Genomic DNA, 24663 nt, shown 5'->3' on the forward strand with positions numbered 1-24663 from the left:
GTCAGACCGTTGGCGGCTGCTCCGTCTGAGCGCTCCACTGCGCCCGCAAGACGCTGACGACATCGTCGAGCCCTGTGCCCGCGCGGAGCGCCTCGTCGGTCAGCTCGCGGATGCGCTTGAGCACGCCGTGGGGGAGCACCGCGGCCGATTCGGCGACGCGGGTTCCGGCGGCGGTGCGGCTGACGACGAGCCCTTCCTGCTCGAGCAGCTTGTAGGCCTTCGCGACGGTGCCGGGTGCGACGCCGAGGTCGGCGGCGGTCTGACGGACGGTCGGCAGGCGTTCGTTCGCCGCGAGCATGCCCGACACGATGAGCCCGCGCAGCTGGAGATAGATCTCTCGTGACGGAGTGCTCTCGTCGGTGGCGGACAGTGCCCGGGTGATGGTCATCGGGCGTACCCGACATCCGTGCCCGATGACCGGGGCGCGGGCGAAGCCGGAGCGACGACCGAGGCGTGATCGGCGCGGGGCACGAGCGATCCTCCGACGACGAGGAGCATACAGAGCGCCACGATCTCGACGATCGGTGCGGCTCCGCCGGCGATGGCGGCGAGCTCCGCGTAGCGCCAAGCGACGTCGTACGACGTTCCGCCGCTCGCATCGTCGATCGTGAGTGTCGTCACCGAGCCCGCGTTGCCGACGAGACGCCACGCTGCCGCCAGAGCGAGCAGGCACGCCCCGGTCGCCAGCCATACGATCCCGCTTGCGGTGCGGCGTCGGGCTGCGCGTTCGATCGCGACGGTCTCGGGTCGAAGGAACGAACGCACCGCATTCCGGTCGAGCGCTCGCCACACCACGAGCAGCAGCAGCCCGAGGCCCACGAGAGCCGGCACGCCGTAGACCCACCCGTAGAACGAGACGCGGAGCGGGTCGACATCCGCGGCGTTCGGGATGGGGATGACGAGCCAGAGCCAGTCGCCCTCACCGTTCGGGGACGACGCGATTCCCGCTGCGACCGTCGTGGCAAGGAGCGCGAGGCTCGTCACCGCGAGAGCGGTGAGTGAGACGGGAGAGCTGAATGACAGCCACGATCGGCGCACCGGCGGCGACACGGGATGCTCGGCTGCGCCCGACCCGCGCGTGAGGATGAAGGCGAGGGCCACGGCGACGCCGGCGAAGGCGACCGCCAGGGGTGCGGCGACGCGCCACCACGACGTCCCGGATCCGTCCCAGACGTATCCGCGGAAGAGGAACTCGAAAAGGAAACCGAGGGCCACGGCGACCCCCGCGATGCTCAGCGACACGTGCTCGCCGGCGTATCGCCGGCGGAGGGACGTTCGACGTTCTCCGGTGAATCCCGCACCGCGCTCGGCGGCGCGACCCGTGTTCGCTCGGATCGCGACGACGGCGGCGGCGGCGACGAGCCCGAGGACGAAAGACATCGGCGGCCACGACGCGATCGCGCCGGTGAGGTCGAGCGGGCCGAAGGTTGCGAGGGAATGGGTGAGCATGCACGTCGCCTTTCGCTTGTGCCTCAGATGTGGAACAAAATGTATCAGATCGTCAGTACAAGAGTTCGCAACCACGGTTGACAAGTCCGCGACCAGCAACCTAGGTTGCTTACATGGAATCGACTCAGATCGCCGGCGTCGCCGCAGACACGCGTGACCCGCGCGCGGGCCTGCGCGCCATCGCGTCGCTGCGCTCCCTCACGGAGCGCCTCGAGCTCGCGCAGGTGGAGGCAGGCCTGCGCGCCGGCATGAGCTGGCAGGAGATCGCCGAAGCGCTCGGCGTCTCGCGCCAGGCCGTGCACAAGAAATACGCCAAACGCATCGACCCGACCATCGACATCCCGAGGAGAACCCGATGAGCAAGCTGACGGTCGCGACCGCGACGATGTACGAGCTCTCCCTCGCGGGGGCGGAGGAGGCATCCCGTCTCGGCGAGCAGAGCGGTGACATCGACCACTTGCTGCTGGCCCTCACGATCAGCGAACAGGTCGCGGGTCAGGTTCTGCGCGCGCTCGGTGTCGACCTGGAACGCACGCGGGCGGCGGTCGAGCAACAGCACGCCGATCAGCTCGCTTCACTCGGCGTGCGGGCCGCGGCGTCGGGCCCGGGGCGCATCACGTTCCACGAGCGCGGCGAGTTCGACTGGAACGATCGCGCTCTCGACGTGCTGCGGCGCGCGAACCGCGGCGGGAAGCGCGGAGACGCCGCAGCGGTGCTGCGGGAGCTCGTTCAGGAGGGGAGCGGACTGGTCGAAGCGATCCTCCAGCGGCTCGACACGACGCCACAGCAGGTGCGCGAGCTTCTCGATCAGGCGGAGCGGTATCCCGCCCCGCCGAACCGGGCAGCCGACAACGGCCGTTCGATCTCGGGCGCCGGCGCTGCGCACGTCACCGCACCCGTCGCGGAGGTGTGGGCTCTGCTCAGCGACCCCGCCCGGATGCCGGAGTGGGACCTCGGGATCGGCCGGGTCGACGACCTGCCCGACGACGTAGCTCTGGGCGCCACCTGGACCGCGTATGCGCTCGAGACGGCGCCGAACGGCAAGCCGCAGCGGATCAACTCCGAGCGTCGACGCGCTCGCATCGAACTCGTCGAGAGCGAGCCCACGACGGCGATCGAATGGATCACGACCTGGCCCGACTCGCCGACGTCGAACAAGCGCCGGATGAGGATCGAGCTCGAGCCTGCGGCCGGCGGCACGCGCGTCGTGATCCGAGCGGCGTGGGAGCGCATGAGCTCGCGGCGAGGAATCCCGTTGCTGCGGTGGGCCATGCGACCCTTGTACAGCTTCATGATCTGGCTGCAGGTCTCGCAGATCGGTGGATCGATCGGGCGCGTGTTCCGATAGACGCCGGGGTGTGGGAACCGACGAGCATCGCGGTGACGGACGACACGGATGACGGCAGCGATGCGCGCAGCCTGCGCCTCACCTACCGGTAGCGTCGGGGGCGATGAGCAGTTCCTTCGCCGAAGTACCGGTCCTCCCTGTCGTCATCCCCTTCGGCATCGTCGTCTTCGCCATCCTCCTGACAGTGTTGTGGGCTCGACGCAGCTGCTCGCCACCCCGTGCGGCTGTCACCGCGGCGGTCGCCGTCTACGGCGCAGGCATCGTGGGCAACACGATCTTCCCGATCTTTCTCGACAAGCCCGTTTCGGGCGCCCCGTGGACGCCGGGTTTGGCGCTCATCCCGTTCGCCGACTACGAGCTCGACGACGCGCTGATGAACATGCTCGTCTTCGTGCCGCTCGGCATCCTGGTCCCGCTCATGCTCGCTCGGCCGACCTGGCTGAAGGTCGTCGCTGCGGCGGCGATCACAAGCCTGACCGTGGAGTCACTGCATCTCGCGGCGCAGGCCTTCTTCGCCGGCGGACACATCGCCGACATCAACGACTTTCTCTCGAACGTCGCCGGCGGTGCCCTCGGCTACGGCCTGCTGCTCCTGCTCGCGCGTGTTCCCGCGCTCGCCCGGCTCATCGACCTCTTTCGCTGGAACCCGCGCCGACAGGATCGTCCCGAGGACATCGAGACGGCCGCCACCCGCGGCTGAGGCCTCACCGTCCCTGACGCTTCTCGTCCGGCTCGGCTGGCCCGCGACGATGGGGGCGCGACAGTGCAACACGGCCGCCGAGTGCGCCCGGGAGCACGAGATCGTCGAGTCCCGGGTCGACCGCTCAGCCTGCGAACGGCACGAGAACCCGCGGCGCGCGCACGTGCTGCGCCGACGCGATCTCCGCGCGCCCCGCGACCCGATCGGCCCGTACCCGGCTGTCGACGAAGAAGTCCGTCTCGCCGTTCCACGGCAGGATCTCGATGCGCAACGGGCGATCGGTGAGCTTCAGCACTGCGAGGTCGAGCTCCCACGTGCGGCCGTACCAGAACTGGTCGGCGACGAGCTCGTCGCCGATGTAGGCGCGCGCGACATCGCCGAACCAGGTGAGGCGCAGCACGTTCGCGGCATCCTCCTCGAGGGCGAGCTCGGACGGATCGATCTCGAAGACGGCCGCCCGCTCCCATTCCGCTTCGAGGGGCGCGCTGAAACGGTTCGCGGTGCCACCCCGTCGAAGCTCCGGGGCGCCCGAAGCCTGACGGACGGACCGCACGGCCACCGGTGCTTCGCCGTCGACGGGCGCCAGCGTGAGTCGTGAGAACACACCGGCACGCTCGGCGCCGTCGAGCGCCGGAATCGTCAGGATGTCGGCCGCCTCGCTCCAACGCTCGAGAAGAAGGCCGTCGCGGGTGAAGATGAGCCCACCGTCCCACAGTGCCACGACACGCCGGTCGTCCACCTCGCCGGCCCAGACCCGGGCGCTCGAGTCCGGGCCGAGGACGACCAGCCGGGTGGAGCCGACCGTGACGACGCAGTCGGGCCCAGGCGCCGCCGTCGGCACCCAGCGTGCGCCCTGCGGCGTTTCGATCTCCTGGGCGCCCGAAACGGCAACACCGGCGTCGACGCGCAGGTCGAGCTCGACGTCGATGCCCGCGGTCGTCCCGAACACCACGACGAGACCCTCGGCGGTGTCGATCCGCGTGATCGGCTGCACGGTGCCCGACAGGGCCGTGACGTCGCCGTAGGGCTGCGCGATCGGCCAGAACGCCGCGGCCCCGGCCGGCAGATCGATGGGCGAGGACGGGAACACCGAGCCGTCCGGCAGTGTCAGCTGCACGTCCGACAGGGCCGGGAGCGCGGCGGCGGCGGGCTGGTGGTTGTTCACGAACACGTATCCGCGGCCGTCGGCGACGCGCACGGCCGAGCGCACACCGGCATCCTCGATGTCGGTGAAGACAGCCGGCAGTTCCAGCAGCTCCGCTCCCCACTCCTGCAGGAACAGGTGCTGGGTGCGCAGCAGGTGGTAGTGCGGCCGAAGCGTGCCCGCCGCTCCGATGGGTGCGAAGAAGTCGTAGTCCTTCAACGGCAAGTCGTTCGGATACGCCGTCGCCTGCGACTCCTGCATCCCGCTCAGCCGGCCGTTGACCTGCGTCGTGCCGTGGTAGACGTAATAGCCCTGCCAGGCCGAGCGCCCGCCGAGCTTGGTCAGCGCGAGTGCGCCGATGTCGGCGGGGTCGACGTGGGGACGACGGTGGTAGGCGACGGCCATGCCGCCGCCGAGTTCGCACGTGATGAACGGATACCGGTGATCGTCGCGCCCGTCGGTCTCGGGGGCGTTGCGCACGTCGGCGCCGACGCTCAGGTCGTCGCGCACGTCGCTGAAGATGAAGTGCATCCGCGAGAACGCGGGCAGCTCGACATCCGACTCCTCCCAGAACCCGTCGGAGTAGCCGGCGTAGACGGAGATGAGCTCGTCCTGCGGCACCTGGGCACCGCCCCAGCCCGTGGCGACCCAGAACGGCGCGGTCATGCCCACCGATTCGGCGAGACGTCGCAACGTGGCGAGGTGCTCGGGCTGGTCGTAGAGCTCGTTGTCGACCTGCACCGCGATGATCGGCGCGTCGGGAGCATCGTCCGACCGGAACTGTCCGCGCAGCTGGCGCTCGATGTCGGCGTACCAGTCCTCGACGAGGTCGAGATAGCCGGGGTCGTTCGTGCGATGGTGCAGCGGCAGGGCCTGGAGCCAATCGGGGAAGCCGCCATTGCGGGCCTCGCCGTGAGCCCAGGGGCCGATCCGCATGACGACGTTCATTCCGACGCGTCCGGCTGTCTCGACGAACCGGCGCACGTCGAGGTGGCCCGTCCAGCTGCGCTCGCCGCGGATCTCTTCGTGGAGGATCCAGATGAGGTAGGTCGCGACCGTGTCGATGCCGCCGGCCTTCATCTTGCGCAGCTCGTGCTCCCAGCGCTCGGGGACGTCGCGGCTGAAGTGGTACTCGCCCATGACGGGGAACCAGCGCTCGCCGCCGCGAATGAGGGACGTCGCGTCGATCTCGAGGCCGGCACCGCCCTGACGGGTGATGGCGGGCGCGGCGATGGAGCGGGAGTTCGTGGGCATGCGTTCGACGATACGGGCGCCGTGCCGAGGGCCATCAGCACAATGCGCGTGCCGACATGGACGTTCGTGCGGTGTCAGCCCTTGTGCTGTGCGCGGTAGGTCGTGGGGTTGACGCCGTGCACCCGGCGGAAGTGACGCGAGAAGTACAGCGGATCAGCGTAGCCGACAGCGGTCGCGACGTCGGCGATCGGAAGCTCGGTGGTGTCGAGCAGCTCGCGGGCGCGCGCCATCTTGACGCCGGTGTGGAAGGCGCCCGGCCCGCCGCCGGTCGCCCGCCGGAACAGCGCGCTGAGGTGCGAGGGCGACATGCCGACGAGATCGGCCAGCTCGGCGACCTGGATCGACCCGTCGACGCGTGCTTCGAGATAGCGCATCGCCCGCTCCAGCGGCGAACCGTCGGCCGGCAGGACGCTGTCGGCCTCGATGCGCGTCAGCAGATGCCAGGCGAGACCGGATGCCGAGAGCAGATGCGCCTGCGAGAGACGGCGCTCGAGTAGCGAGACGATCTCGTCGAACAGTGCCGACACCCGATCGACCGACCGCAGGCGCGTCAGCGGGCGCGGTGCGCCGAGCATCGAGGACGACAGCTCCGCGACGTCCGAACCGCGGATATGCATCCACCAGATCGTCCATGGGTCGGTGTGGGAGGCCTGATAGACGTGCGACCGGTGCGGCGGGATGATGACGCAGGCGCCCCGGGTGAGCGCGAGCTCCTGCCCGTCGATCGTCACGGCGCCGGAACCGGAGACGCAGAGGATGACGATCGTCTCGCCGGCGCCGTGACCGCGAACCCGACGATGGCCGGCCGCGGCGGGGAAGTAGCCGGCATCCGTCACGGTGAGGCGTCGCGTCCCCGGCCGATCGAGAGCGATCTCGACCTGCGGGCGCGGCACGACCACGAGGCGCTGATTCTCGAAACCGTCCATCCGGTAGTGCGGTTGGTCCTGCGTGCGGTTCGCTGATTCGTCCATGTATGTCCTCGTTCTCACCATATCCCCGCCGCGCGGGTCGGCCTAACGTGGCGGGGACGTCGCCGACGTCGACCCTCCGCCACGCCGAAAAGGAAAGGTCAGCGATGACCCTTCATCACTCCGCCCCGTCCGAGCCCAGCCCCGTGGGCGGTCCCGAGACGCTCGTGCTGCCCGAGCCCGACGCCGAGCGGTCATCGGAGATCGCCGCCGGCCGCGCGGTCGCCTGGAGCGAGCCGGTCGAGATCCTGACCTACGAGGCGGGGACGCCGAGCCCGTACCCGATGTACCTCGACCAGCGCGTCTATCAGGGGTCCAGCGGAAAGGTGTACCCGCTCCCGTTCACCGAGTCGGTCGCCGACGAACCGGTGCGTCGCTCCTGGCAGGCCGTGCACCTCGAGAACACTTACCTGCGCGTCATGGTGCTCCCGGAGCTCGGCGGCCGCATCCACATCGGGTTCGACAAGACGACCGGATACGACTTCTTCTACCGCAACAACGTCATCAAGCCCGCGCTCGTCGGGCTCGCCGGCCCGTGGATCAGCGGGGGAGTCGAGTTCAACTGGCCGCAGCACCACCGTCCCGCGACCTACCTGCCCGTCGAGACCGTCATCGAGCACGACCCCGACGGCACGGCCACGGTGTGGTGTCACGATCACGACCCGTTCGCGCGGATGTCCGCGCAGCACGGCATCCGCCTGCGCCCGGACAGCTCGGTCGTCGAGCTCGTCGTGCGGCTGCACAACCGGACGAAGGAGCGGCAGACGTTCCTGTGGTGGGCGAACGTCGCCGCACGCGTCGGCGATGACTACCAGTCGTTCTTCCCCGAGGACGTGCGCTACGTCGCCGACCACGCCCGTCGTGCGCTGACGGCGTTCCCGGAAGCGGATCGTCCCTATTACGGCGTCGACTACCCCGAGCGGGCGGCCGCCGAGCCCGGAACTGACCGCATCGACTGGTACCGCAACATCCCGGTGCCGACGTCCTACATGATCGTCGACTCGAACGAGGACTTCTTCGGCGGATATGACCACAGTGCCGGCGCCGGCTTCGTGCACTGGGCCGAGCGCCGCGTCTCACCCGGCAAGAAGCAGTGGACGTGGGGCGACGCGCCCTTCGGCCACGCCTGGGATGCCCAGCTGACCGACGCCGACGGGCCCTACGTCGAGCTCATGGCGGGTGTCTACACCGACAACCAGCCCGACTTCAGCTGGCTGCTGCCGGGCGAGACGAAGACCTTCACCCAGTACTGGTACCCGATCCCGGCCATCGGACCGGCGTCGCAGGCCACACCCGACGCCGCCGTCCACGTCGACCGCGGCGACACCGGCATCCGTACCGCTGTCGCCGTCACGCGACCGCAGCGGGGCGCAACGCTGCGCATCATGTCGGGCGCTGACGTCATCGCCGGGCGCACCGTCGATCTCCGTCCCGGCGACGTCGCGGAGCTGTCGGCCGATGCGCCCGGTGAGACGGATGCGGGCGACCTGCGGGTCGAGCTGACGGATGCCGCGGGCCGCCTGCTCGTGCGGTGGGAGCCGATCGCGGTGGGCGACGACGAGCCGTGGGTGGCCGAAGAGCCCCCGCTCGCCGAGCAGATCGACTCGGTCGACGAGCTGTACCTCACGGGACTGCACCTCACCCAATACCGCCATCCCACCCGGTCTCCGCTGCCGTACTGGCACGCCGCTCTGCGTCTCGACCCGGGCGACGTCCGCACGAACCTCGCGCTCGCCGACCTCGACTACCGCTCCGGCCGTTACGAGACGGCCCTCGAGCGCATCGAGCGCGCGCTCGCCCGACTGACGCGGCGGAATGCCAACCCCGTGGACGCCGAGGCCTTCTACTTGCAGGGACTCGTGCTGCAGCGGCTCGGTCGCCGCGTCGAGGCGGAACGGGCCTTCGGGAAAGCGGCGTGGGACGGCACCTGGACCGCCGCGGCGGGCTTCGCGCTCGCGCAATCACTCGCGGCGCGCGCGCAGCATCGCGCCGCGTTCCGAGTGCTCGACGAGCTCGACCAGGTCGCCGGACACGACACCCGCCGCACCGCCCTGCGGGCGATCCTGCTCCGGCGGGCCGGGGCGGGCGAGGCCGCCGACGCGGTGCTGACCGCCGCCCGGGCACGCGATCCGCTCGACGCGTGGCTGCGGGTCCTCGACGGCGCAGAGGTCGCAGACCCCGGCATCCTGCTCGATGTCGCCCTCGATCTCCGCGACAGCGGCGAGTGGGATGCGGCCGGCGAGCTGTTCCACCGGGTCGCCGATGCCGATCCCGGACAGGCCGCGAACCTCCGTGCTGTCGCCTCGTACCTGGCGGCGCACCTCGCCGATGCCCTCGGCGACAGCGCCCGCGCCGCAGCCGAGCGCGCCCGCGCTCGCGGCTCGGATCTCACGCGCGCGTTCCCGGCGGGTCTCGACGCCGCCGACGCCCTGTCGGCGGCGTTGGCGGCCGAGCCCGACGACGCCGTGGCGCATCACCTGCTGGGCACGCTCCGCTACGCCCACCACCGCCGCACCGAAGCGAGCGCTCACTTCGCCCGGGCGATCGAGCTGGGCGATGACAGCCCCGTGCTCCTGCGCAACGCCGGTCTCGCGGCGTACAACATCGACGCCGACGATGAGCGCGCCTGGGCGCTCTACGATCGTGCGGTCGAGGCCGCGCCCGCCGATGCCCGCCTGCTGTTCGAGCGCGACCAGCTCGCGATCCGCCTCGGGCACAGCACGCGTGAGCGTCTGGGCCGGCTGCGTCCGCTCGAGCACCTCGTGCTCGAGCGCGACGACCTGACGATCGCCTACGTGACGCTGCTCGTGGCCGACGGCCACGCCAGCAGGGCCTACGAGATCCTGACCACGCGATGCTTCCATCCGTGGGAGGGTGGCGAGGGGCTCGCGATCGCTGCCTGGGATGCCGTCCACGATGCGCTCGGGATGCCGCCGGTCGACCCGCCCGCCACTCTCGGCGAGGCGCGCAGCCCCTACACGGCGCCGGTCGCGCGGCACGAGGACGGGGTCACCGACTACTTCGCCACGAGCCTTCCGGAACTGCTGCTCTTCGCGCGGGAGCCGGCATCCGATCACGGCCACGATGCGTCGTTTCGTCCATGAATGCCAGCGATTCGCCCATCGTCCGGGCCCCGCGCCCGACCTAGCCTGAAGCCCAGGTTCGACGCCGAACCCCGCACTGCATCACACCGTACGACCGCGACGATTCCCGAACACCGTCGCGCGCACCATCCGCTTCCCGGCGTGCTCCGCACCGAGCCGCCGGGCCTCACGAGGAACAAAGGAGAACCATCGTGAAGAACCCAGTCAGCAAGCCTGTCGTCGCCGTCGCGGCTCTGGCCGTCTCCGCGCTCGCCCTCGCCGGATGCTCCGGCGACAACGGCTCGGGCGCCACCGGCGGGGAGGGCGACGCGGTCACCCTCGTCGTCTGGGAGTCGCTCGAGGGCCGCTCGGAATTCATCAAGCAGGCCGGCGAGGCCTACACCGAGCAGAACCCGAACGTCACCATCGAGTACAAGAACGTCGAACTCGGCGACGCCCCCGCGCAGATCGCCCTCGACGGTCCGGCCGGTGTCGGACCCGACGTGTTCGCCGCGCCGAGCAACGCCACGGGTGAGCTCGTCGCCGGTGGACACATCCTCGCCGTCGCCGGTGCCGACGAGCTGAAGGACGAGCTGCTGGAGGGTGCCGTGCAGAACGTCACCTACGAGGAGGAGATGTGGGGCGTGCCGGTCACGATCGACACCTACTCGCTGTTCTACAACAAGGCGTACGTCACCGACCCCCCGAAGACCTGGGACGACGTCGTCGCCTTCTCGAAGCAGTTCGCCGCCGAGAACCCCGGCAAGTACGGCTTCGCGATGAACCCCGGTGTCGTGTACTACGCGGGCTCGTTCCTCTTCGACAAGCCCGACAACCTGCCCTTCGGTGAGAACGTCGACGACCCGAGCCAGCCCAACACCGACACCGCGGCGACGGCCGAGGGTGCCGCCGAGCTCGTCAAGCTCCGCGAGGTCCTCGACGTCGCGGCCGACGACCTGGACGACGCGACGGTCGACACCCTGTTCGAAAGCGGCCAGTCGGCGATGACCCTCACCGGCTCCTGGAACATCCCCGTCTTCGACGATGCTGGCCTCGACTACGCCGTGACCACGATGCCCGCGGCATCCGGTTCGGACGAGCCGTCGGGGTCGTTCTCGAACTCGCGCACGATGTACGTCTCGGCGTACTCCGAGCACAACGAGGCGGCACAGGACTTCGCCGCGTTCCTCGCGAGCCCCGAGATGCTCCAGCTGGCCTACGACCTCACCGGATCGGTGCCCTCCGCCGACATCCCGGTCGACAACGAAGCCACCCTCGGCCTGATCGAGCAGGGGAACTACGCCTTCCCGAGCCCGTCCATCCCCGAGGCCGCCCAGTTCTGGCTCGCGATGGACTCGGCGGTGAAGAACATCTGGAACGGTGCCGACATCGACACCGAGCTCGCCACGGCCACCTCGGTCATCGAAGGTCAGTGACGCCTCGTCACCGTCCACGCAGCGGCGCTCCCGCCCTTCGCTCGCGCGAAGCCGCGGGAGCGTCGCTGCCCGGAGAAGGGTTCACGACATGTCGCTTCTGACGCGACGACCGGCTGACGAGGCGACGCGCCCCGAGACTCCGGCCACTCCCGCCCCCGACGCCCGCCGCGTGCGCCTGCTCGCGCTCGCGTTCATGGGCCTCGCCCACATGACCGTGCTGAAGCAACGGTACAAGGGCGCCGCGTTCGCGGCCGTCGAGGTGCTGTTCCTCGTCGCCGCGCCGTTCCTCATCGGCAACGTCGTCGGCATGATCACCCTCGGCACGCCGCAGCCCGAGCTGCCGGTGCGCGAACGCGACAACTCGCTGTTCATGCTCATCGACGGTGTTCTCGCGTCCGCCGTGATCGCGGTGTTCCTCGCCGTCTACGCCATCTCGGTGCGCAGCGCGATGCTCGATCACCGCCTCGGCGTCGACCGGGAGAAGACGTCGGCGCGCCGCCAGCTGTCGGCGATCACGACGCGCGCGTTCCCGGTGCTCGGCCTCGCGCCGATGATCCTGCTGATCCTCTTCTTCGTGCTCGTGCCGCTGGTGTTCTCGGCGCTCGTCGCGTTCACGAACTACTCCTCGCCGAACAACATCCCTCCGGCCAACACCGTCGACTGGGTCGGCTTCGACAACTTCGCCGCGATGTTTGGGGGCGACCAGCTGTGGGCGGGCGCACTCGTGCGCGTCTTCGTCTGGACGCTCGTGTGGGCGGTGCTTGCCGTCGCCACGTGTTTCTTCGGCGGCATGATCCTCGCGGTCATCCTCAACGAGTCGAACTTCCGCATCAAGCCGATCTTCCAGGCGATCTTCATCCTCCCGTACGCCATCCCGGCGGTCGTGTCGCTGCTCGTCTGGCGGAACATGCTCAACGGCGCGTTCGGTTCGGTGAACAAGCTCCTGATCGACCTCGGCATCATCGACACCGCCATCCCGTGGCTCACCGAGCCGACCCTCGCGCGCTTCACCGTGGTCCTGATCAACCTCTGGTGCGGGTTCCCGTACTTCATGCTGCTCACGATGAGCGCGATGACGGCGATCCCGCAGGACGTGCGCGAAGCCGCCGCGCTCGACGGCGCCACCGGCATCCAGCGCTTCCGCTTCATCACGTTCCCGCTCGTCCTCTTCCAGACGGCGCCGCTGCTGATCATGTCGTTCGCGGCGAACTTCAACAATTTCGGCGCGATCTACTTCCTCACCAACGGCGGGCCCAACGAGGCGGACACGACGCGCACGGGCGCCGGCTCGACCGACATCCTCGTCAGCTGGATCTACAAGATCACGATCGAACTGCTCCAGTACAACTACGGCGCGGTGATCGCGGTCGTCATCTTCCTGGTGCTCGCGCCGTTCGCGATCCTGCAGTTCCGCCGCACCAAGGCCTTCAAGGGAGAACTGTGATGCGCATCGATAGAGTCCGCGCCGCGGTCTGGACGACCGTCGTCATCATCGGCTGCGTGATGCTGTCGATCGTGGTGATCTGGCCGATTCTGTTCACCCTCAGCTCGGCCGTCTCGCCGGGCCGGTCGGCGGCGTCGCTGTCGCCCATTCCGTTCGCCAACGGGTTCACGCTCGACAACTTCTCGAAGCTGTTCACGCAGACCCTCTACCCGCAATGGTTCCTGAACTCGTTCATCATCGCCGCGTGCACCTGTATCGGGACGCTCGTGATCGCCTCGCTCTCGGCGTACGTGTTCTCCCGCTTCTCGTTCACGTTCAAGGGGTCCCTCCTCACGAGCATGATCGTCCTGCAGATATTCCCCTCGTTCGTCGGGATGATCGCGGTCTACGTGATCCTCATGCGCATCGGCGCGCTCGATACGCTCTGGGGCCTGGTTCTGGTCTACCTCGCGGGCAACCTGCCCTACAGCATCTGGCTGGTCAAGAGCTATCTCGACACCATCCCGCACGGGCTCGACGAGGCGGCCCGCCTCGACGGCGCCTCGCACCTGCGCACCTTCGCGACGATCATCATGCCCATCGCGAAGCCGATCCTGATCTTCCTCGCCGTCACGACGTTCGCGGCGCCCTGGATGGACTTCATCTTCCCGAAGCTCGTGCTGCGCAGCCCCGAGATGCAGACCCTCGCCCTCGGCCTCGTGAGCTTCGTCTCGCAGAAGAACAGCGACTTCACCGCGTTCGCGGCCGGGGCGATCATCGTGGCGATCCCGTTCATGATCTTCTTCCTCGTCACCCAGAAGTCCCTCATCACCTCTCTGTCGACCGGAGCCCTCAAAGAATGACGACGCCCCAGGCATACCAGCCCGTGCCGATCCCCACCCACCTGCCCGAGAAGCTGACGATCACGCTGTGGGACTTCTCCTGGTACGTCCGCACCGGCGCAGGGGAGCCGTTCGAAGACCTGGATGCGGCCGCGGCCGATGCGGTCGCCCGCGGCTACAACACGGTCCGCATCTGCGCGATGCCGTTCCTGCTCTTCGGAACCGACATCGACACGTCCGACCTCGAGCTCGACCGGCTCGGCGGTACGTACGCGCAGAATGTGCGCTGGTACGACGTCGCCTCGCCCACGCGCATCGATGCCCGGGCCCACCTCCTCGAGCTGTTCCGCGTGCTGGAGCGGCACGACATGTTCGTGATCCTCTCGTCGTGGGAGTACCAGCAGTCGTCCGTGTTCGCCACCGATCCGGCCTGGTGGGAGGCTCTCATCGCCGTCGCGCCCGACGACCGGCCGCTACGTCTCGCTGAGAGCCTCGCCGACCTCGTGTCCTTCGTCGCGGCCGAGGGACTCGACGATCGCATCGCCTTCACCGAGCTGCACAACGAGGTTCAGGCGGGCTACCTCGGGGAGGGCCTAACGGATGCCGCGATCGATCCCGACGCGGCGATCGCCGCCCTGACGCCTCGTCTCGACCGCGGGCTCGCCGCCTTCCACGCCCGCCACCCCGCGCACCCGGTCACGGTCAACTACGCCGGCGTCCCCGTCGCGGCGATGCGGACGCTCCCGCGGGAGATGGACGTCCTCGTCACCCACCCCTACGTCTACGGAGTCCTCGACGAGATCACCGCCGCTTTCGATCTGCGCGGGAGCCTCGCCGACTTCCCCGTCGAGGCGGTGCGAGCCGCGGGACTGCTGCGCTCAGACGCTCCGGAGCCGACGAGCTGGGTGCTTCCCGACGAGGTGTCGTGGAAGATGCAGGCGACCATCGTCGGCAAACCGGAGATCTACCTCATGGACTGGGTGGATGCGGCGGCCTTCGACCGCTTCCTCTACGAGCGCTACCAGGTGCACCACCACGAGATGGTGCTGAAGCTCAAGCTCTGGCTCGACGTGGCCGCCGACCGCGCAGCCGAGCGCGGCATCCCCACCGTCTTCGGCGAGGGCTGGGTCGGATACACGCCGCTGCACGGCGACTTCGAGGAGGGTCCGATCGGCGCGCAGTTTTGCCGCCTCGCGATCGAGGAGTCGGCGCGGATCGGGGCGTGGGGAACGCTCGTGTGCTCGAATGCCGCCCCACACCACCCGATGTGGCAGGACGTCGCACTCCAGCGCGAGTGCAACGACCGCTTCCTCGCGTCAGCGGCTGGCTGAGGCCGCGCGCTCCGTCACCCGCGGCGGCTGATCAGCAGTGCGATCACGGCGACCGCCGCGATGACGGCTGCCAGGCGCACGGCTCTGCCCGCGCCGCGCCCGACGGTGAGCACGCTGTCCGCCACCTTCGCGTCGGCGTCGATCCGGGTGGTCACGAAGTCGGCGGCAGCATCGATGATCTTGTCGGCGACGTCGGGAACCGCGTCGGGCAGCGCGTTCTTCGCGGCATCCCGCGCCGTGTGGATCGCGCCGGTGCCGGCATCCGCTACGCCGTGGACCGCGCGGGATGCCGCGCGCGTGAGGCCCTTCTCCGGCTCCGCTGTCTCGTTCGTCGACTTCGCGGGCTCGTTCGTCGCGTCGGGAGTGTTCTCGTCAGCCATGGTGGCTCCGTTCGGTCGTAGGCGGAACGGAGCTACTCTCCCAGTGTCGTGCGTCACGACACAGGCCCTAGCCCGACGCCGGGAAGTCGCGTAAGAGCGGAGAGAGGATCAGCGCCCCTGACGCTTCTTGTACGGCTTCGGCTGTCCCTTGACGATCGGCGCGCGGCCGACGCCCTTCGACGCCTTGGCCTTTCCGCTTCCCGGGGGCTTCCGCTGGGGGTCGCGCTGCGGGGCGTCGGCGACCTCGGCGCGCGCGTCAGCGAGCAGCAGCGTGCCGGCGGGAGTGAGCCGCGGCTTGCCGCCGTCCTTCGCGAAGAGCGGGTGGCCGACCTCCTCCTCGAGCCGGTCGATCGAGGAGTACAGCGCGGGAAGCGAGATGCCGAGACGTTCCGCGGCGCGCGGGAAGTGCAGGATCTCGGCGGCGGTGACGAAGTGCACGAGGTCGCGGGTCTTCATGAAGAGGTGGCCGTATCGGTCATGGCGGATTCCAGCCGTTCGGGAGCGGACGGGGCGGAAGGCCCCGGCCCATTGTGTCAGGAAGTGCTGAGCCCGCCGGGGCTGAGCGACCGCGGACGTCGTACCCGGGTCAGATGTTGTCGAAGTCGTTCCACGACTGCGGTGCGCCGCCGAATGTCGGGTCTTCCGTGGCGACGGCAGCGGAAGTGGCGCGCTGACGCAGCTGATCGGCCTGTCGGCGCAGGCGTGCCACCAGCATGTCGTCGCGGAGTTCGGGCCCGTCCCAGTCGGTCTCGAGCGAGGTGATCTGGCTGGCGGGGCCGACGAGAACCTCCCACCGGGCCTCAGTGCCGTCGGCGTCGATGACCGGGACGTCCACGGTCGCCGAGCTGCCGTCCTGCGCGAGGGCCTGCGCGTAATCGAGGAGTGCCCGGGCGATCTCGGACCCGGTCACCACGGAGTCGCCGGCGTAGTGAATCATGTCCATGCCCACCGGAATACCCGAGACGCCGGTGATTCCGGTGGGGGGTGGCGTCTGGCGGTGCTGTGCGCTACGAGACGTGCTTCCGAGCCGGGGGACCGGCCTCAGCTTCCCGAGGTCTCGCGCCGGACGAGCGCGGTGCGCAGCGACCGAAGCAGCAGGAGCAGTCCGCCGAGCCCGACGATGCTGCCCAGGAAAGGGAAGACCGAGACCGACTCCGTGAGGAGGGGCCCGTGGTCGGCGACCCCGAGCATGACCCCGACGACGACGAGGGTCGCACCCACCAGCGTCGTGGTGAACTGACCGGTGAGCGACTCGACCCAGGTGCGGTCTTCAGGCGATTCGAGCGCACGGAGGCGCACGGTCAGCTGACCTGACTCGAGATCGTGGAGGATGCCGTCGACCCGCCGCGGCAGATCTCGCAACCGTTCCCGCCCGAGCTGCAGCTGCACCTGAGCGCTCAGCGCCGCCGTGCGCGGGTCGCCCATCCGCAGCGCATACTGCGGTGCTCGCGAGAGCGCCCGCTTGATCATGTCGTACCCGGGATCCAGGCGGCGCAGCGTCCCTTCGACGGCCCCGAGGGTGCGGAACGCCAGCAGCAGTCCGGGTGGCAGAGCGAGCCGGTGATGTCGCAGCACGTCGATCAGCGCCGAGAAGAGGTGCTGATCGGCGCGCGAGTTGTGCATCCGGGTGAGGATCACCCCGATGTCGTGCTGCAGCGCCGCGACGTCGAGCTCGCTGCCGGCGCGCGGCTTGACGAGCAGGAGAACGGCGTCGGTCGCGCCCGAGTCGTCCTCGTTGTGCAGGGCGACGAGCAGCGGGAGCAGAAGTCGCCGCAGGCTCTTCTCGACGATGCCGACCGACCCGAAGTCGATGAGCGCGACGATGCCGTCGGGCTGGAGGATGAGGTTGCCCGGGTGCAGGTCGGCGTGGAACACCCCGCGCAACGCGACCTGTCCGACGATGACATCCAGCACCGCGTCGGCGATACGCGTCGCGTCGTCGGGGTGTATCGACCCGAACTCGCCGCTGCCGGGCGCCGGCAACCGGCTGAACGGGATGCCGCGCACGTGCTCCATGACGATGAGCTGCTCGGTGCACAGCTCCGGGTACACGTCGGGGATCCGCACGGCGCGGGCGTCGGCCGCGGTCATCGAGTCGCGCAGCATCTCCATGTTCGCCACCTCGACGCGGTAATCCAGCTCCTCACGCAGCGCGACGGCGAACTGCGCCGCGAGCGCGGAGGCCCCGACGTCTTTGGCCCATGTGGTGCGGCGCTCGAGGTCGGCGGCGGCGCGCTCGATGATGTCGAGGTCGGTCGCCACTTCGGCCCGCGCCTTGGGACGTTGGATCTTCACCACGACATCCGTTCCGTTCCGCAGCTGCGCGGTGTGGACCTGACCGACGGATGCCGCCGCGAGCGGTGTCTCGTCGATGAACGTGAAGACGAGGTCGAGCGGGCGACCCAGCTGGGTCTCGATCGCGGCCTTGGCCTCGGGCCAGGGGATCGGCGTCGTGTCCATCTGGAGGGTCGCGAGAGCCCTCGTGATCTCGGCCGGCAGCAGGTCACTGCGGGTCGAGAGGATCTGACCCAGCTTGACGAACGTGACCCCCGCGTCATCGAGAGTGGCTGCCAGCGCTCGGGGAAGTTCGGCGCGCGCGGATTCGCTGCGCATGCCGCCCAACCCGTGACGCGACGCGATCGCGACGATCCGGGCGTACCGCATCGCGCGGCGGCGGCGGTGCAGCGCCTCGCGCACGGCGCGGACGGGACCGATGGGAACCCGGGCGGGCCACATCAGCTCGAGCGTGATCAGGGCGATGAGCACGATCGCGAACATCCACGCGAGCACCAGCAGCACGAACCCGATCGTGATCGGGCTGTCGGCGAGGATGCGGCCACCCCGCATGATGCCCGCCTGTTGCAGCACGAACAGTCCGAGCGGGGCGAACACGACGAACACGACCAGCGAGACGATCGGGCCGCGCACCCAGCCGACGCGCGCCTCGAGCACGCGCTTGGCGAGCCACGTGGCCGCGACCGCGAAGACCACCGCCCCGATCGCGAAGAGCAACCATTCCGGCATCCGTACCCCCGAGCGCGTCGACCTTCCTCCGAGGCTAGGGCACGAGGGCGAGCCGCGCCGGGCCGATCATGCGTTCTCGCCGGCGGCGGACTACCCTGAAGCGTGTCCACTTCTGCTGAACAGTCTGTACCCGAGTCCGTCGACGAGCCGCCCGTCATCACTTTCCGCGACCTCGGGCTGGGGGAGCAGGTGCTCAAGGCGCTCTCCGACGTGGGGTACGAGACGCCGTCCGCGATCCAGGCCGCGACGATTCCGACGCTGCTCGAGGGGCGCGACGTCGTCGGTCTCGCCCAGACCGGAACCGGCAAGACGGCTGCGTTCGCGCTGCCGATCCTCGACCGGCTCGACCTGACGCAGAAGACGCCGCAGGCGCTCGTCCTCGCGCCGACGCGCGAGCTCGCGCTGCAGGTGTGCGAGGCGTTCGAGAAGTACGCGTCGCGCACGAAGGGCGTTCACGTGCTGCCCGTCTACGGCGGCCAGGGCTACGGCGTCCAGCTGTCGGCGCTGCGCCGCGGCGTCCACGTCATCGTGGGAACCCCGGGCCGCATCATGGACCACCTCGACAAGGGAACGCTCGACCTGTCCGAGCTGAAGTACCTGGTGCTCGACGAGGCCGACGAGATGCTGAAGATGGGCTTCGCCGAAGACGTCGAGACGATCCTCGCCGACACGCCCGCAACGAAGCAGGTCGCACTGTTCTCGGCGACCATGCCCGCAGCGATCCGCCGGATGTCGAAGCAGTACCTCAACGATCCCGAAGAGATCACGGTCGCCTCGAAGACGACGACCTCGTCGACGATCACGCAGCGCTACCTGATCGTGTCGTTCCAGCAGAAGATCGACGCGCTCACCCGCATCCTCGAGGTCGAGAACTTCGAGGCCATGATCGTCTTCGCCCGCACGAAGAGCGCGACCGAGGAGGTCGCGGAGAAGCTGCGTGCACGCGGCTACTCGGCCGCCGCCATCAACGGCGACGTCGCCCAGGTGCAGCGCGAGCGCACCGTCAACCAGCTGAAGTCGGGCAAGCTCGACATCCTCGTGGCCACGGATGTCGCCGCGCGCGGCCTCGACGTCGAGCGCATCTCCCACGTCGTCAACTTCGACATCTCGACCGACACCGAGTCGTACGTCCACCGCATCGGCCGCACCGGCCGGGCCGGGCGCACGGGCGATGCGATCAGCTTCGTCACCCCGCGCGAGCGCGGCCTCGTCTCGGCGATCGAGCGCGCCACGCGTTCGCCGCTGACGCAGATGCAGCTGCCGAGCGTCGACGAGGTCAACGTCACGCGCCTCTCGCGCTTCGACGACCGCATCACCGCGGCGCTGGAGGAGACCGACCGGGTCGAGCGCTTCCGCGACATCATCGCGCACTACGTCCGTCACCACGACGTTCCCGAGGTCGACGTGGCCGCAGCGCTGGCGCTCGTCGCGCAGGGGGAGACCCCGCTGCTCCTCGAGCCCGACCCCGAGCCTCGCGCGCGTGCCCCGCGCGAGGATCGTGCTCCCCGCAGCTTCGATCGCGACGACCGCGACGGTCGTCCGGAGCGTCGCCCGCGCGCGAGCAACCCGAACATGACGACCTACCGCATCGCGGTCGGAAAGCGCCACCGCGTCGAGCCCCGTCAGATCGTCGGCGCCCTCGCGAACGAGGGCGGTCTCAGCCGCGGCGACTTCGGCGCGATCCAGATCCGCCCGGACTTCTCGCTCGTCGAGCTGCCGTCGGACATGCCGCAGTCGACGCTCGACCGCCTCGCCGACACCCGCATCTCGGGCAAGGCGATCGAGATCCGGGTCGACACCGGTGGGCCGAGCCGCGCTCCGCGCGGCCGCTTCGACCGTGACGAGCGCCCGCGCGACCGCGACCGCGACGACCGGTCCAGCGACCGCGACGACCGTCCGGCGCGGAAGCCGCGCCACCGTTCCGAGATGCAGGACTGATTCCCGGTGCCCGCAGGGCGGAGCGTCTCGCACGCTTCCGCCCTGCGGGCAACCCCGGTTCGCCGCATCCGTTCCGCGTGCACAGTGGTATCGACCCCGCTGACGTGGGGCATCACGCGACGCGATCGGAGAATCGGCATGACTGCGGACCACCACGGACGAGACGACGACGGCCAGCACGAGAGCGACGACGCGGCGGCATCCGCCGGCTCGGAGTCGCCCGAGGAGGGCGCGGAGGCCGAAGAGGCCGCCGCAGACGCGCGCACCGACCGCTGACCTTGCTGCTGAGGCTGACGCCGCTGCGATGCCCATAGCGCCTCGGACGACCGAGCGCAACGGGCGTCGTCGGCGGCCGGGGCGGGAGAGATGCTTCCGACATGGCTGATCTCTCCCGTCTCGCCGCCCTGTCCGGACGCACCGTCGTCGTCGTCGGCGCATCGAGTGGCATCGGGCGCGGTGTCGCGCTGCGCGCGGCGCAGTTCGGGGCCCAGGTCGTCGTGTTCTCTCGGCGCGAGGATGCTCTGCTCGGTCTCGTCGAACGGATCCGGGAAGGCGGGGGCCGAGCGCACGCCGTCGTCGGAGACGTCGCCCGGCCCGGCGACCTCGAGCGACTCGCCGACGAGGCGGAGTCGGTCTTCGGACGCATCGACGTCTGGGTGCACAACGCCGGCGTCGGGACGATCGGCATGTTCTGGGACGTCCCGGTCGAGGAGCACGTCCGCGTGGTCGAGACGAACCTCGCCGGCGCGATGCGCGGCGCGCACATCGCGCTGCGCCGGTTCATCGCGCAGGGATCGGGTGTGCTCGTGAACACGGCATCGGTCGAAAGTGTCGTGCCGCTGGCGTATCAGGCCTCCTACGCCGCGACGAAGGCCGGTGTGCTCAGCCTCACGCAGACGCTCCAGCAAGAGTTGCGTCTCGCAGACATCGACGGGGTCTCGGTGGCATCGGTGCTGCCGTGGGCCGTGCGCACGCCGTTCTGGCGGCACGCGGGGAACCACTCCGGGAAGGCGCTGCGGATGCCGCTGATGGACGAGCCCGAGCGCGTGGCCGACGCCATCCTGCAGGCATCCCTCGCCCCCCGCGTCGCTCAGCCCGCGGGCTGGAAGGCGCGAGCGGCCCTCGTCGGCGCGCGGCTCGCGCCCCGGGTGACGGCCCGCCTCTCCGCCGATCTCGCGCACGTCCGCGTCCGCGACGGAGTTGCGACCCCGCCGAGCTCGGGCGCCGTGCTCGCCCCGCTCGACGATCCCGCGACCGTCGCGGAGACGCCCCGCCGCTGATCCGGAACTTGCCAGGCGGCACCGGGCCCGGCGACATCGGGCCCGGCGACGTCGGGCTCAGCCGCGACGGGTGGCCCGCCGCAGGACGCGGAAGGCGCCCCAGGCCGCGAGCACCCACGGGCCCGCGACCAGGATGGGATCCAGCCACGTGTGGCGCAGATCGACCCGTCCGCGCCCGAGACGGGACCGGATCGGATGCCGCTTCGCCTCGGACAGCACGCCCGTCTCGGTGACCGGGTTGTCGGGCCGCGCCGTCGCGAACGATCGCAGGTGCGCGCCGATCGCCTCGACGCGGTCGCCGAGGATCAGCAGCAGCCAGTGCGCTGCGCGAGCCTCGCTGAACCGGTCGTAGCCGAGTCTGCGGATGCTGCCCGAGAGACCGTGCAGCGGCTGCGCGGTGCCGTAGACCGGTGTCAGAACGGCGTGCTCGATGGAGCGCTCGCGCCGCGGGTCGCGGGGCTGCATCGGCGGCACCCCGCGCGCGGCGGCTGTCTCGTCGATCGACTCCACGGTGCCCGAGGGGCGGTCCGCGGGATCGAGATCGGCGCCCCAGCCGGGGATGCGGGCGCGCAGCGCGGCCCGGTCGGGTTCCGCTCGCGGCACGCTCGCGGAGTACGGAGTGGGGAGGTCCGAGGGGTTCGAGCTCATGGGTCAGCCTTCCGACGGCACGACGACGGTCTTCACGCAGTCATCGAGCTTGGACGAGAACATGTGGTACCCCTCGGCGATGTCGTCGAGCGGGACCCGGTGGGTGATGAGATCGCGCGGCGAGATGTAGCCGGCGCGGATGTGCTCGAACAGGCGCGGCCACTGGCGCTTCACCGGCGCCTGGTTCATCCGGAGAGTGAGTCCCTTGTTGAGCGCGTCGCCGAACTTGACGGCGCTGAACAGGGGCCCGTACGCGCCGATGACCGACACGCGGCCGCCCTTGCGGGCACCGTCGATGGCCCAGTTGAGCGCGACCGGCGACCCGCCCTGGAGCTTGAGCTTGGCCGAGGTGACGTGCTGTGTCACGTTGCCGTCGGCCTCGGCACCCACCGCGTCGATGACGACATCGGCGCCAAGGTAGTCGGTCATCTTCTTCATCTCGACCACGACGTCGCGGTGCTCCGAGATGTTGACCGTCTCAGCGTGGGCGAACTCGCGCGCCTTCGTCAGGCGGTAGTCGAGGTGATCGAACGAGATCACTCGGCCGGCGCCCATCAGCCACGCCGACTGCGCCGCGGCCAGACCGACCGGACCGGCACCGAGCACCATGACGGTGTCGCCCTCGACGATGCTGCCCAGCTGCGCGCCGAAGTACCCGGTCGAGTACGCGTCGGTGAGCATGAGGGCGTCCTCGTCCGACATCCACTCCGGGATCACGGTCGGCCCCACGTCGGCGAAGGGCACGCGCACGCGCTCCGCCTGACCGCCGTCGTAACCGCCGGCGGTGTGCGAGTAGCCGTAGATGCCGCCGACCGCGGTCGCGTTGGCGTTGACGTTGTGGCAGTTCGACACGAGCCCGCGAGCGCAGAAGTAGCAGGATCCGCAGAAGATGTTGAACGGCACCATCACCCGATCACCCACCGCGAGGTTCGTCACGGCGCCGCCCAGCTGCTCGACCACGCCGATGAACTCGTGGCCGAAGGTGTGGCCGATCCGGGTGTCGGGCATCATGCCGTGGTAGAGGTGCAGGTCCGAGCCGCAGATCGCCGCGAGAGTGACGCGAACGATGGCATCGTGCGGATGCTCGATGCGCGGATCGGGCTTCTCGTCGACGCGCACCTTGTACGGTCCGCGATAGGTCATGGCCTTCATCGATCGCCTCTCTTGCCGGGGTTCGTGCCGTCACCCTGCGACGCATGAGCGCTGACGCCCACGGGCTGGACGCGAGGGGGACCGGGCGCTATCGTGCCCGCGCCGCGCGGCCCGCTGCCCTCACGTCTCACTCCGCTCGACGGTCGTGGTCGTGGTGCTGGCCGTGGTCGGCGTCGTCCTGATCTTCCAGGAGCATGCCGACCGAGGTGGCGCACGCATCGCCGCGCCACGCCTCGACGCCCTCGCGGATCGCGAAAGCGGCGATGACGAGGCCGGCGATCGCGTCGGCCCACCACCAGCCGAACAGGCTGTTGACGACCAGGCCCACCAGCACCGCCGCAGAGAGGTAGGTGCAGATGAGGGTCTGCTTCGAGTCGGCGACAGCCGTGGCCGAACCCAGTTCCCGACCGGCGCGACGCTCCGCGAGCGAGAGGAACGGCATGACGACGACGCTGAGGGCCGTGATGACGATGCCGACGGTCGAGTGCTCCACGTCGGCTGTGCCGATGAGCGCGAGCACCGATGTGACGGTGACGTAACCGGCGAGGGCGAAGAACGCGACCGCGATCACGCGGAGCGTGCTCTTCTCCCACCGTTCGGGATCGCGGCGGGTGAACTGCCACGCGACGGCGGCCGCCGAGAGCACCTCGATGGTCGAGTCCAGGCCGAACCCGATCAGTGCGGCTGACGATGCCACCGTGCCGGCGGTGATCGCGACGACGGCTTCGATGACGTTGTAGGCGATCGTCGCGGTGACGATCCAGCGGATGCGGCGTCGCAGTGCGAGCCGCCGGTCGGCAGTGAGTCGGGGGCTTGCGGTGGTCATGCGCACGTGCAGCTCTCTCCGGCGCAGCAGCCGGGCTCCAGGTGGAGCACGACCCGCAGCAGCTCGTCGAGGGCGGGGGCGAGGTGGTCATCGGCGAGCCGGTACCACGTGCGGCGTCCGTCGGGTACCGCCTCCACGAGGCCGCAGCCACGCAGGCAGGCGAGCTGATTCGACATGACCTGACGCGAGACGCCGAGGGCGTCGGCGAGGTCGGAAGGATACGCCGGGGCCTCGCGCAGAGCGAGCAGCACTCCCGTTCGGGTGCTGTCAGAGAGGGCGTGGCCGAGGCGGGCCAGCGCCGCGGTGTGCGTCGCTGTCGCGGATACGGTGGCGGTCGTCATACCGCAACGGTACAGCGAACGATGAATCAACGATGACGTGGGAAGTGCAGCGCCCCTGCGCGGCGGCCCGCAGGCGCGCGACCTGTCAACCCCCGA

The 24663-nt window shown here is 69.8% G+C and carries 23 protein-coding genes; 11 read left to right on the forward strand and 12 right to left on the reverse strand.

The window, feature by feature from the left end:
* Nucleotide 1: 1 nt before the first annotated feature.
* Nucleotides 2-388, reverse strand: a complete 387-nt coding sequence (locus ACPYN5_RS03635) for a GntR family transcriptional regulator (protein ID WP_424447606.1) — start codon at nucleotides 386-388, stop codon at nucleotides 2-4.
* The gene (locus ACPYN5_RS03640) at nucleotides 385-1449 is read right to left on the reverse strand and encodes a hypothetical protein (protein WP_424447607.1); all 1065 of its coding nucleotides are present in this window, start codon (nucleotides 1447-1449) and stop codon (nucleotides 385-387) included. Before ACPYN5_RS03640 ends, ACPYN5_RS03635 begins: the two co-directional genes overlap by 4 nt.
* 113 nt (nucleotides 1450-1562) lie before the next feature.
* Between ACPYN5_RS03640 and ACPYN5_RS03645 the strand changes: the two genes are divergently transcribed.
* The 3 genes from ACPYN5_RS03645 to ACPYN5_RS03655 all read left to right on the forward strand — a co-directional run bounded on the left by ACPYN5_RS03645 (nucleotide 1563) and on the right by ACPYN5_RS03655 (nucleotide 3497).
* On the forward strand, nucleotides 1563-1808 hold the full coding sequence (locus tag ACPYN5_RS03645) for a helix-turn-helix domain-containing protein (protein ID WP_274178602.1): 246 nt from the start codon (nucleotides 1563-1565) through the stop codon (nucleotides 1806-1808).
* Nucleotides 1805-2797, forward strand: a complete 993-nt coding sequence (locus ACPYN5_RS03650; protein WP_424447608.1) for an SRPBCC family protein — start codon at nucleotides 1805-1807, stop codon at nucleotides 2795-2797. Before ACPYN5_RS03645 ends, ACPYN5_RS03650 begins: the two co-directional genes overlap by 4 nt.
* Nucleotides 2798-2900: 103 nt before the next feature.
* Nucleotides 2901-3497, forward strand: coding sequence for a VanZ family protein (locus ACPYN5_RS03655; RefSeq protein WP_424447609.1), 597 nt, complete (start codon nucleotides 2901-2903; stop codon nucleotides 3495-3497).
* A 124-nt stretch (nucleotides 3498-3621) separates the two neighbouring features.
* Here ACPYN5_RS03655 and ACPYN5_RS03660 read toward each other — a convergent pair whose 3' ends face one another.
* Both ACPYN5_RS03660 and ACPYN5_RS03665 read right to left on the reverse strand, forming a co-directional pair.
* Nucleotides 3622-5895, reverse strand: coding sequence for a beta-galactosidase (locus ACPYN5_RS03660; RefSeq protein ID WP_424447610.1), 2274 nt, complete (start codon nucleotides 5893-5895; stop codon nucleotides 3622-3624).
* A 74-nt stretch (nucleotides 5896-5969) separates the two neighbouring features.
* Nucleotides 5970-6866, reverse strand: a complete 897-nt coding sequence (locus tag ACPYN5_RS03665; protein ID WP_274178598.1) for an AraC family transcriptional regulator — start codon at nucleotides 6864-6866, stop codon at nucleotides 5970-5972.
* Between the two features lie 104 nt (nucleotides 6867-6970).
* Between ACPYN5_RS03665 and ACPYN5_RS03670 the strand changes: the two genes are divergently transcribed.
* From ACPYN5_RS03670 to ACPYN5_RS03690, 5 genes are all read left to right on the forward strand, one after another.
* Nucleotides 6971-9967: a DUF5107 domain-containing protein gene (locus ACPYN5_RS03670; protein ID WP_424447611.1), complete on the forward strand. Its 2997-nt coding sequence runs from the start codon at nucleotides 6971-6973 to the stop codon at nucleotides 9965-9967.
* 191 nt (nucleotides 9968-10158) lie between these two features.
* Nucleotides 10159-11382, forward strand: coding sequence for an extracellular solute-binding protein (locus ACPYN5_RS03675; RefSeq protein ID WP_424447612.1), 1224 nt, complete (start codon nucleotides 10159-10161; stop codon nucleotides 11380-11382).
* An 88-nt stretch (nucleotides 11383-11470) separates the two neighbouring features.
* Entirely contained in the window at nucleotides 11471-12826 is a 1356-nt protein-coding gene (locus ACPYN5_RS03680) for a carbohydrate ABC transporter permease (protein WP_424447613.1), read from the forward strand.
* Nucleotides 12826-13668 (forward strand): sugar ABC transporter permease, encoded by an 843-nt coding sequence (locus ACPYN5_RS03685; protein ID WP_424447614.1) that lies wholly within the window; start codon nucleotides 12826-12828, stop codon nucleotides 13666-13668. The genes ACPYN5_RS03680 and ACPYN5_RS03685 overlap by 1 nt, the downstream gene beginning before the upstream one ends.
* On the forward strand, nucleotides 13665-14978 hold the full coding sequence (locus tag ACPYN5_RS03690; RefSeq protein WP_424447615.1) for a cellulase-like family protein: 1314 nt from the start codon (nucleotides 13665-13667) through the stop codon (nucleotides 14976-14978). The genes ACPYN5_RS03685 and ACPYN5_RS03690 overlap by 4 nt, the downstream gene beginning before the upstream one ends.
* Nucleotides 14979-14992: 14 nt before the next feature.
* Here ACPYN5_RS03690 and ACPYN5_RS03695 read toward each other — a convergent pair whose 3' ends face one another.
* The 4 genes from ACPYN5_RS03695 to ACPYN5_RS03710 form a co-directional block, all read right to left on the reverse strand.
* Nucleotides 14993-15358, reverse strand: coding sequence for a hypothetical protein (locus ACPYN5_RS03695; protein WP_424447616.1), 366 nt, complete (start codon nucleotides 15356-15358; stop codon nucleotides 14993-14995).
* 108 nt (nucleotides 15359-15466) lie between these two features.
* Entirely contained in the window at nucleotides 15467-15814 is a 348-nt protein-coding gene (locus tag ACPYN5_RS03700) for a LysR family transcriptional regulator (RefSeq protein ID WP_424447617.1), read from the reverse strand.
* A 130-nt stretch (nucleotides 15815-15944) separates the two neighbouring features.
* Entirely contained in the window at nucleotides 15945-16307 is a 363-nt protein-coding gene (locus ACPYN5_RS03705; RefSeq protein ID WP_424447618.1) for a hypothetical protein, read from the reverse strand.
* Between the two features lie 92 nt (nucleotides 16308-16399).
* A complete protein-coding gene (locus ACPYN5_RS03710; protein ID WP_424447619.1) occupies nucleotides 16400-18382 on the reverse strand; it encodes an ABC1 kinase family protein in 1983 nt (660 codons plus the stop codon).
* A gap of 102 nt (nucleotides 18383-18484) precedes the next feature.
* Here ACPYN5_RS03710 and ACPYN5_RS03715 point away from each other — a divergent pair, with 102 nt between their 5' ends.
* From ACPYN5_RS03715 to ACPYN5_RS03725, 3 genes are all read left to right on the forward strand, one after another.
* A complete protein-coding gene (locus ACPYN5_RS03715; protein WP_424447620.1) occupies nucleotides 18485-20320 on the forward strand; it encodes a DEAD/DEAH box helicase in 1836 nt (611 codons plus the stop codon).
* A 138-nt stretch (nucleotides 20321-20458) separates the two neighbouring features.
* Entirely contained in the window at nucleotides 20459-20596 is a 138-nt protein-coding gene (locus tag ACPYN5_RS03720) for a hypothetical protein (protein WP_424447621.1), read from the forward strand.
* Nucleotides 20597-20697: 101 nt separating this feature from the next.
* Nucleotides 20698-21600, forward strand: a complete 903-nt coding sequence (locus ACPYN5_RS03725; RefSeq protein WP_424447622.1) for an SDR family NAD(P)-dependent oxidoreductase — start codon at nucleotides 20698-20700, stop codon at nucleotides 21598-21600.
* 57 nt (nucleotides 21601-21657) lie between these two features.
* Here ACPYN5_RS03725 and ACPYN5_RS03730 read toward each other — a convergent pair whose 3' ends face one another.
* From ACPYN5_RS03730 to ACPYN5_RS03745, 4 genes are all read right to left on the reverse strand, one after another.
* Nucleotides 21658-22248 carry a hypothetical protein gene (locus ACPYN5_RS03730; protein WP_424447623.1) on the reverse strand — a complete coding sequence of 197 codons (591 nt, stop codon included), beginning with the start codon at nucleotides 22246-22248 and terminating at the stop codon, nucleotides 21658-21660.
* A 3-nt stretch (nucleotides 22249-22251) separates the two neighbouring features.
* Nucleotides 22252-23400 (reverse strand): zinc-dependent alcohol dehydrogenase, encoded by a 1149-nt coding sequence (locus ACPYN5_RS03735; protein WP_424447624.1) that lies wholly within the window; start codon nucleotides 23398-23400, stop codon nucleotides 22252-22254.
* A gap of 127 nt (nucleotides 23401-23527) precedes the next feature.
* The gene (locus ACPYN5_RS03740) at nucleotides 23528-24226 is read right to left on the reverse strand and encodes a cation diffusion facilitator family transporter (RefSeq protein WP_424447625.1); all 699 of its coding nucleotides are present in this window, start codon (nucleotides 24224-24226) and stop codon (nucleotides 23528-23530) included.
* On the reverse strand, nucleotides 24223-24567 hold the full coding sequence (locus ACPYN5_RS03745) for an ArsR/SmtB family transcription factor (RefSeq protein WP_424447626.1): 345 nt from the start codon (nucleotides 24565-24567) through the stop codon (nucleotides 24223-24225). Before ACPYN5_RS03745 ends, ACPYN5_RS03740 begins: the two co-directional genes overlap by 4 nt.
* Between the last annotated feature and the right edge of the window lie 96 nt (nucleotides 24568-24663).

Origin of the sequence: Microbacterium arborescens (assembly GCF_049707515.1) — a bacterium.
GTDB classification, from domain to species: Bacteria; Actinomycetota; Actinomycetes; order Actinomycetales; family Microbacteriaceae; genus Microbacterium; species Microbacterium arborescens_B.

What these genes read in the sequence shown, in the direction of transcription:
- ACPYN5_RS03635 (WP_424447606.1), bottom strand. Translation starts at nt 388, where the DNA reads ATGACCATCACCCGGGCACTGTCCGCCACCGACGAGAGCACTCCGTCA.
- ACPYN5_RS03640 (WP_424447607.1), bottom strand. Translation starts at nt 1,449, where the DNA reads ATGCTCACCCATTCCCTCGCAACCTTCGGCCCGCTCGACCTCACCGGC.
- ACPYN5_RS03645 (WP_274178602.1), top strand. Translation starts at nt 1,563, where the DNA reads ATGGAATCGACTCAGATCGCCGGCGTCGCCGCAGACACGCGTGACCCG.
- ACPYN5_RS03650 (WP_424447608.1), top strand. Translation starts at nt 1,805, where the DNA reads ATGAGCAAGCTGACGGTCGCGACCGCGACGATGTACGAGCTCTCCCTC.
- ACPYN5_RS03655 (WP_424447609.1), top strand. Translation starts at nt 2,901, where the DNA reads ATGAGCAGTTCCTTCGCCGAAGTACCGGTCCTCCCTGTCGTCATCCCC.
- ACPYN5_RS03660 (WP_424447610.1), bottom strand. Translation starts at nt 5,895, where the DNA reads ATGCCCACGAACTCCCGCTCCATCGCCGCGCCCGCCATCACCCGTCAG.
- ACPYN5_RS03665 (WP_274178598.1), bottom strand. Translation starts at nt 6,866, where the DNA reads ATGGACGAATCAGCGAACCGCACGCAGGACCAACCGCACTACCGGATG.
- ACPYN5_RS03670 (WP_424447611.1), top strand. Translation starts at nt 6,971, where the DNA reads ATGACCCTTCATCACTCCGCCCCGTCCGAGCCCAGCCCCGTGGGCGGT.
- ACPYN5_RS03680 (WP_424447613.1), top strand. Translation starts at nt 11,471, where the DNA reads ATGTCGCTTCTGACGCGACGACCGGCTGACGAGGCGACGCGCCCCGAG.
- ACPYN5_RS03685 (WP_424447614.1), top strand. Translation starts at nt 12,826, where the DNA reads ATGCGCATCGATAGAGTCCGCGCCGCGGTCTGGACGACCGTCGTCATC.
- ACPYN5_RS03690 (WP_424447615.1), top strand. Translation starts at nt 13,665, where the DNA reads ATGACGACGCCCCAGGCATACCAGCCCGTGCCGATCCCCACCCACCTG.
- ACPYN5_RS03695 (WP_424447616.1), bottom strand. Translation starts at nt 15,358, where the DNA reads ATGGCTGACGAGAACACTCCCGACGCGACGAACGAGCCCGCGAAGTCG.
- ACPYN5_RS03700 (WP_424447617.1), bottom strand. Translation starts at nt 15,814, where the DNA reads ATGAAGACCCGCGACCTCGTGCACTTCGTCACCGCCGCCGAGATCCTG.
- ACPYN5_RS03710 (WP_424447619.1), bottom strand. Translation starts at nt 18,382, where the DNA reads ATGCCGGAATGGTTGCTCTTCGCGATCGGGGCGGTGGTCTTCGCGGTC.
- ACPYN5_RS03720 (WP_424447621.1), top strand. Translation starts at nt 20,459, where the DNA reads ATGACTGCGGACCACCACGGACGAGACGACGACGGCCAGCACGAGAGC.
- ACPYN5_RS03725 (WP_424447622.1), top strand. Translation starts at nt 20,698, where the DNA reads ATGGCTGATCTCTCCCGTCTCGCCGCCCTGTCCGGACGCACCGTCGTC.
- ACPYN5_RS03730 (WP_424447623.1), bottom strand. Translation starts at nt 22,248, where the DNA reads ATGAGCTCGAACCCCTCGGACCTCCCCACTCCGTACTCCGCGAGCGTG.
- ACPYN5_RS03735 (WP_424447624.1), bottom strand. Translation starts at nt 23,400, where the DNA reads ATGAAGGCCATGACCTATCGCGGACCGTACAAGGTGCGCGTCGACGAG.
- ACPYN5_RS03740 (WP_424447625.1), bottom strand. Translation starts at nt 24,226, where the DNA reads ATGACCACCGCAAGCCCCCGACTCACTGCCGACCGGCGGCTCGCACTG.
- ACPYN5_RS03745 (WP_424447626.1), bottom strand. Translation starts at nt 24,567, where the DNA reads ATGACGACCGCCACCGTATCCGCGACAGCGACGCACACCGCGGCGCTG.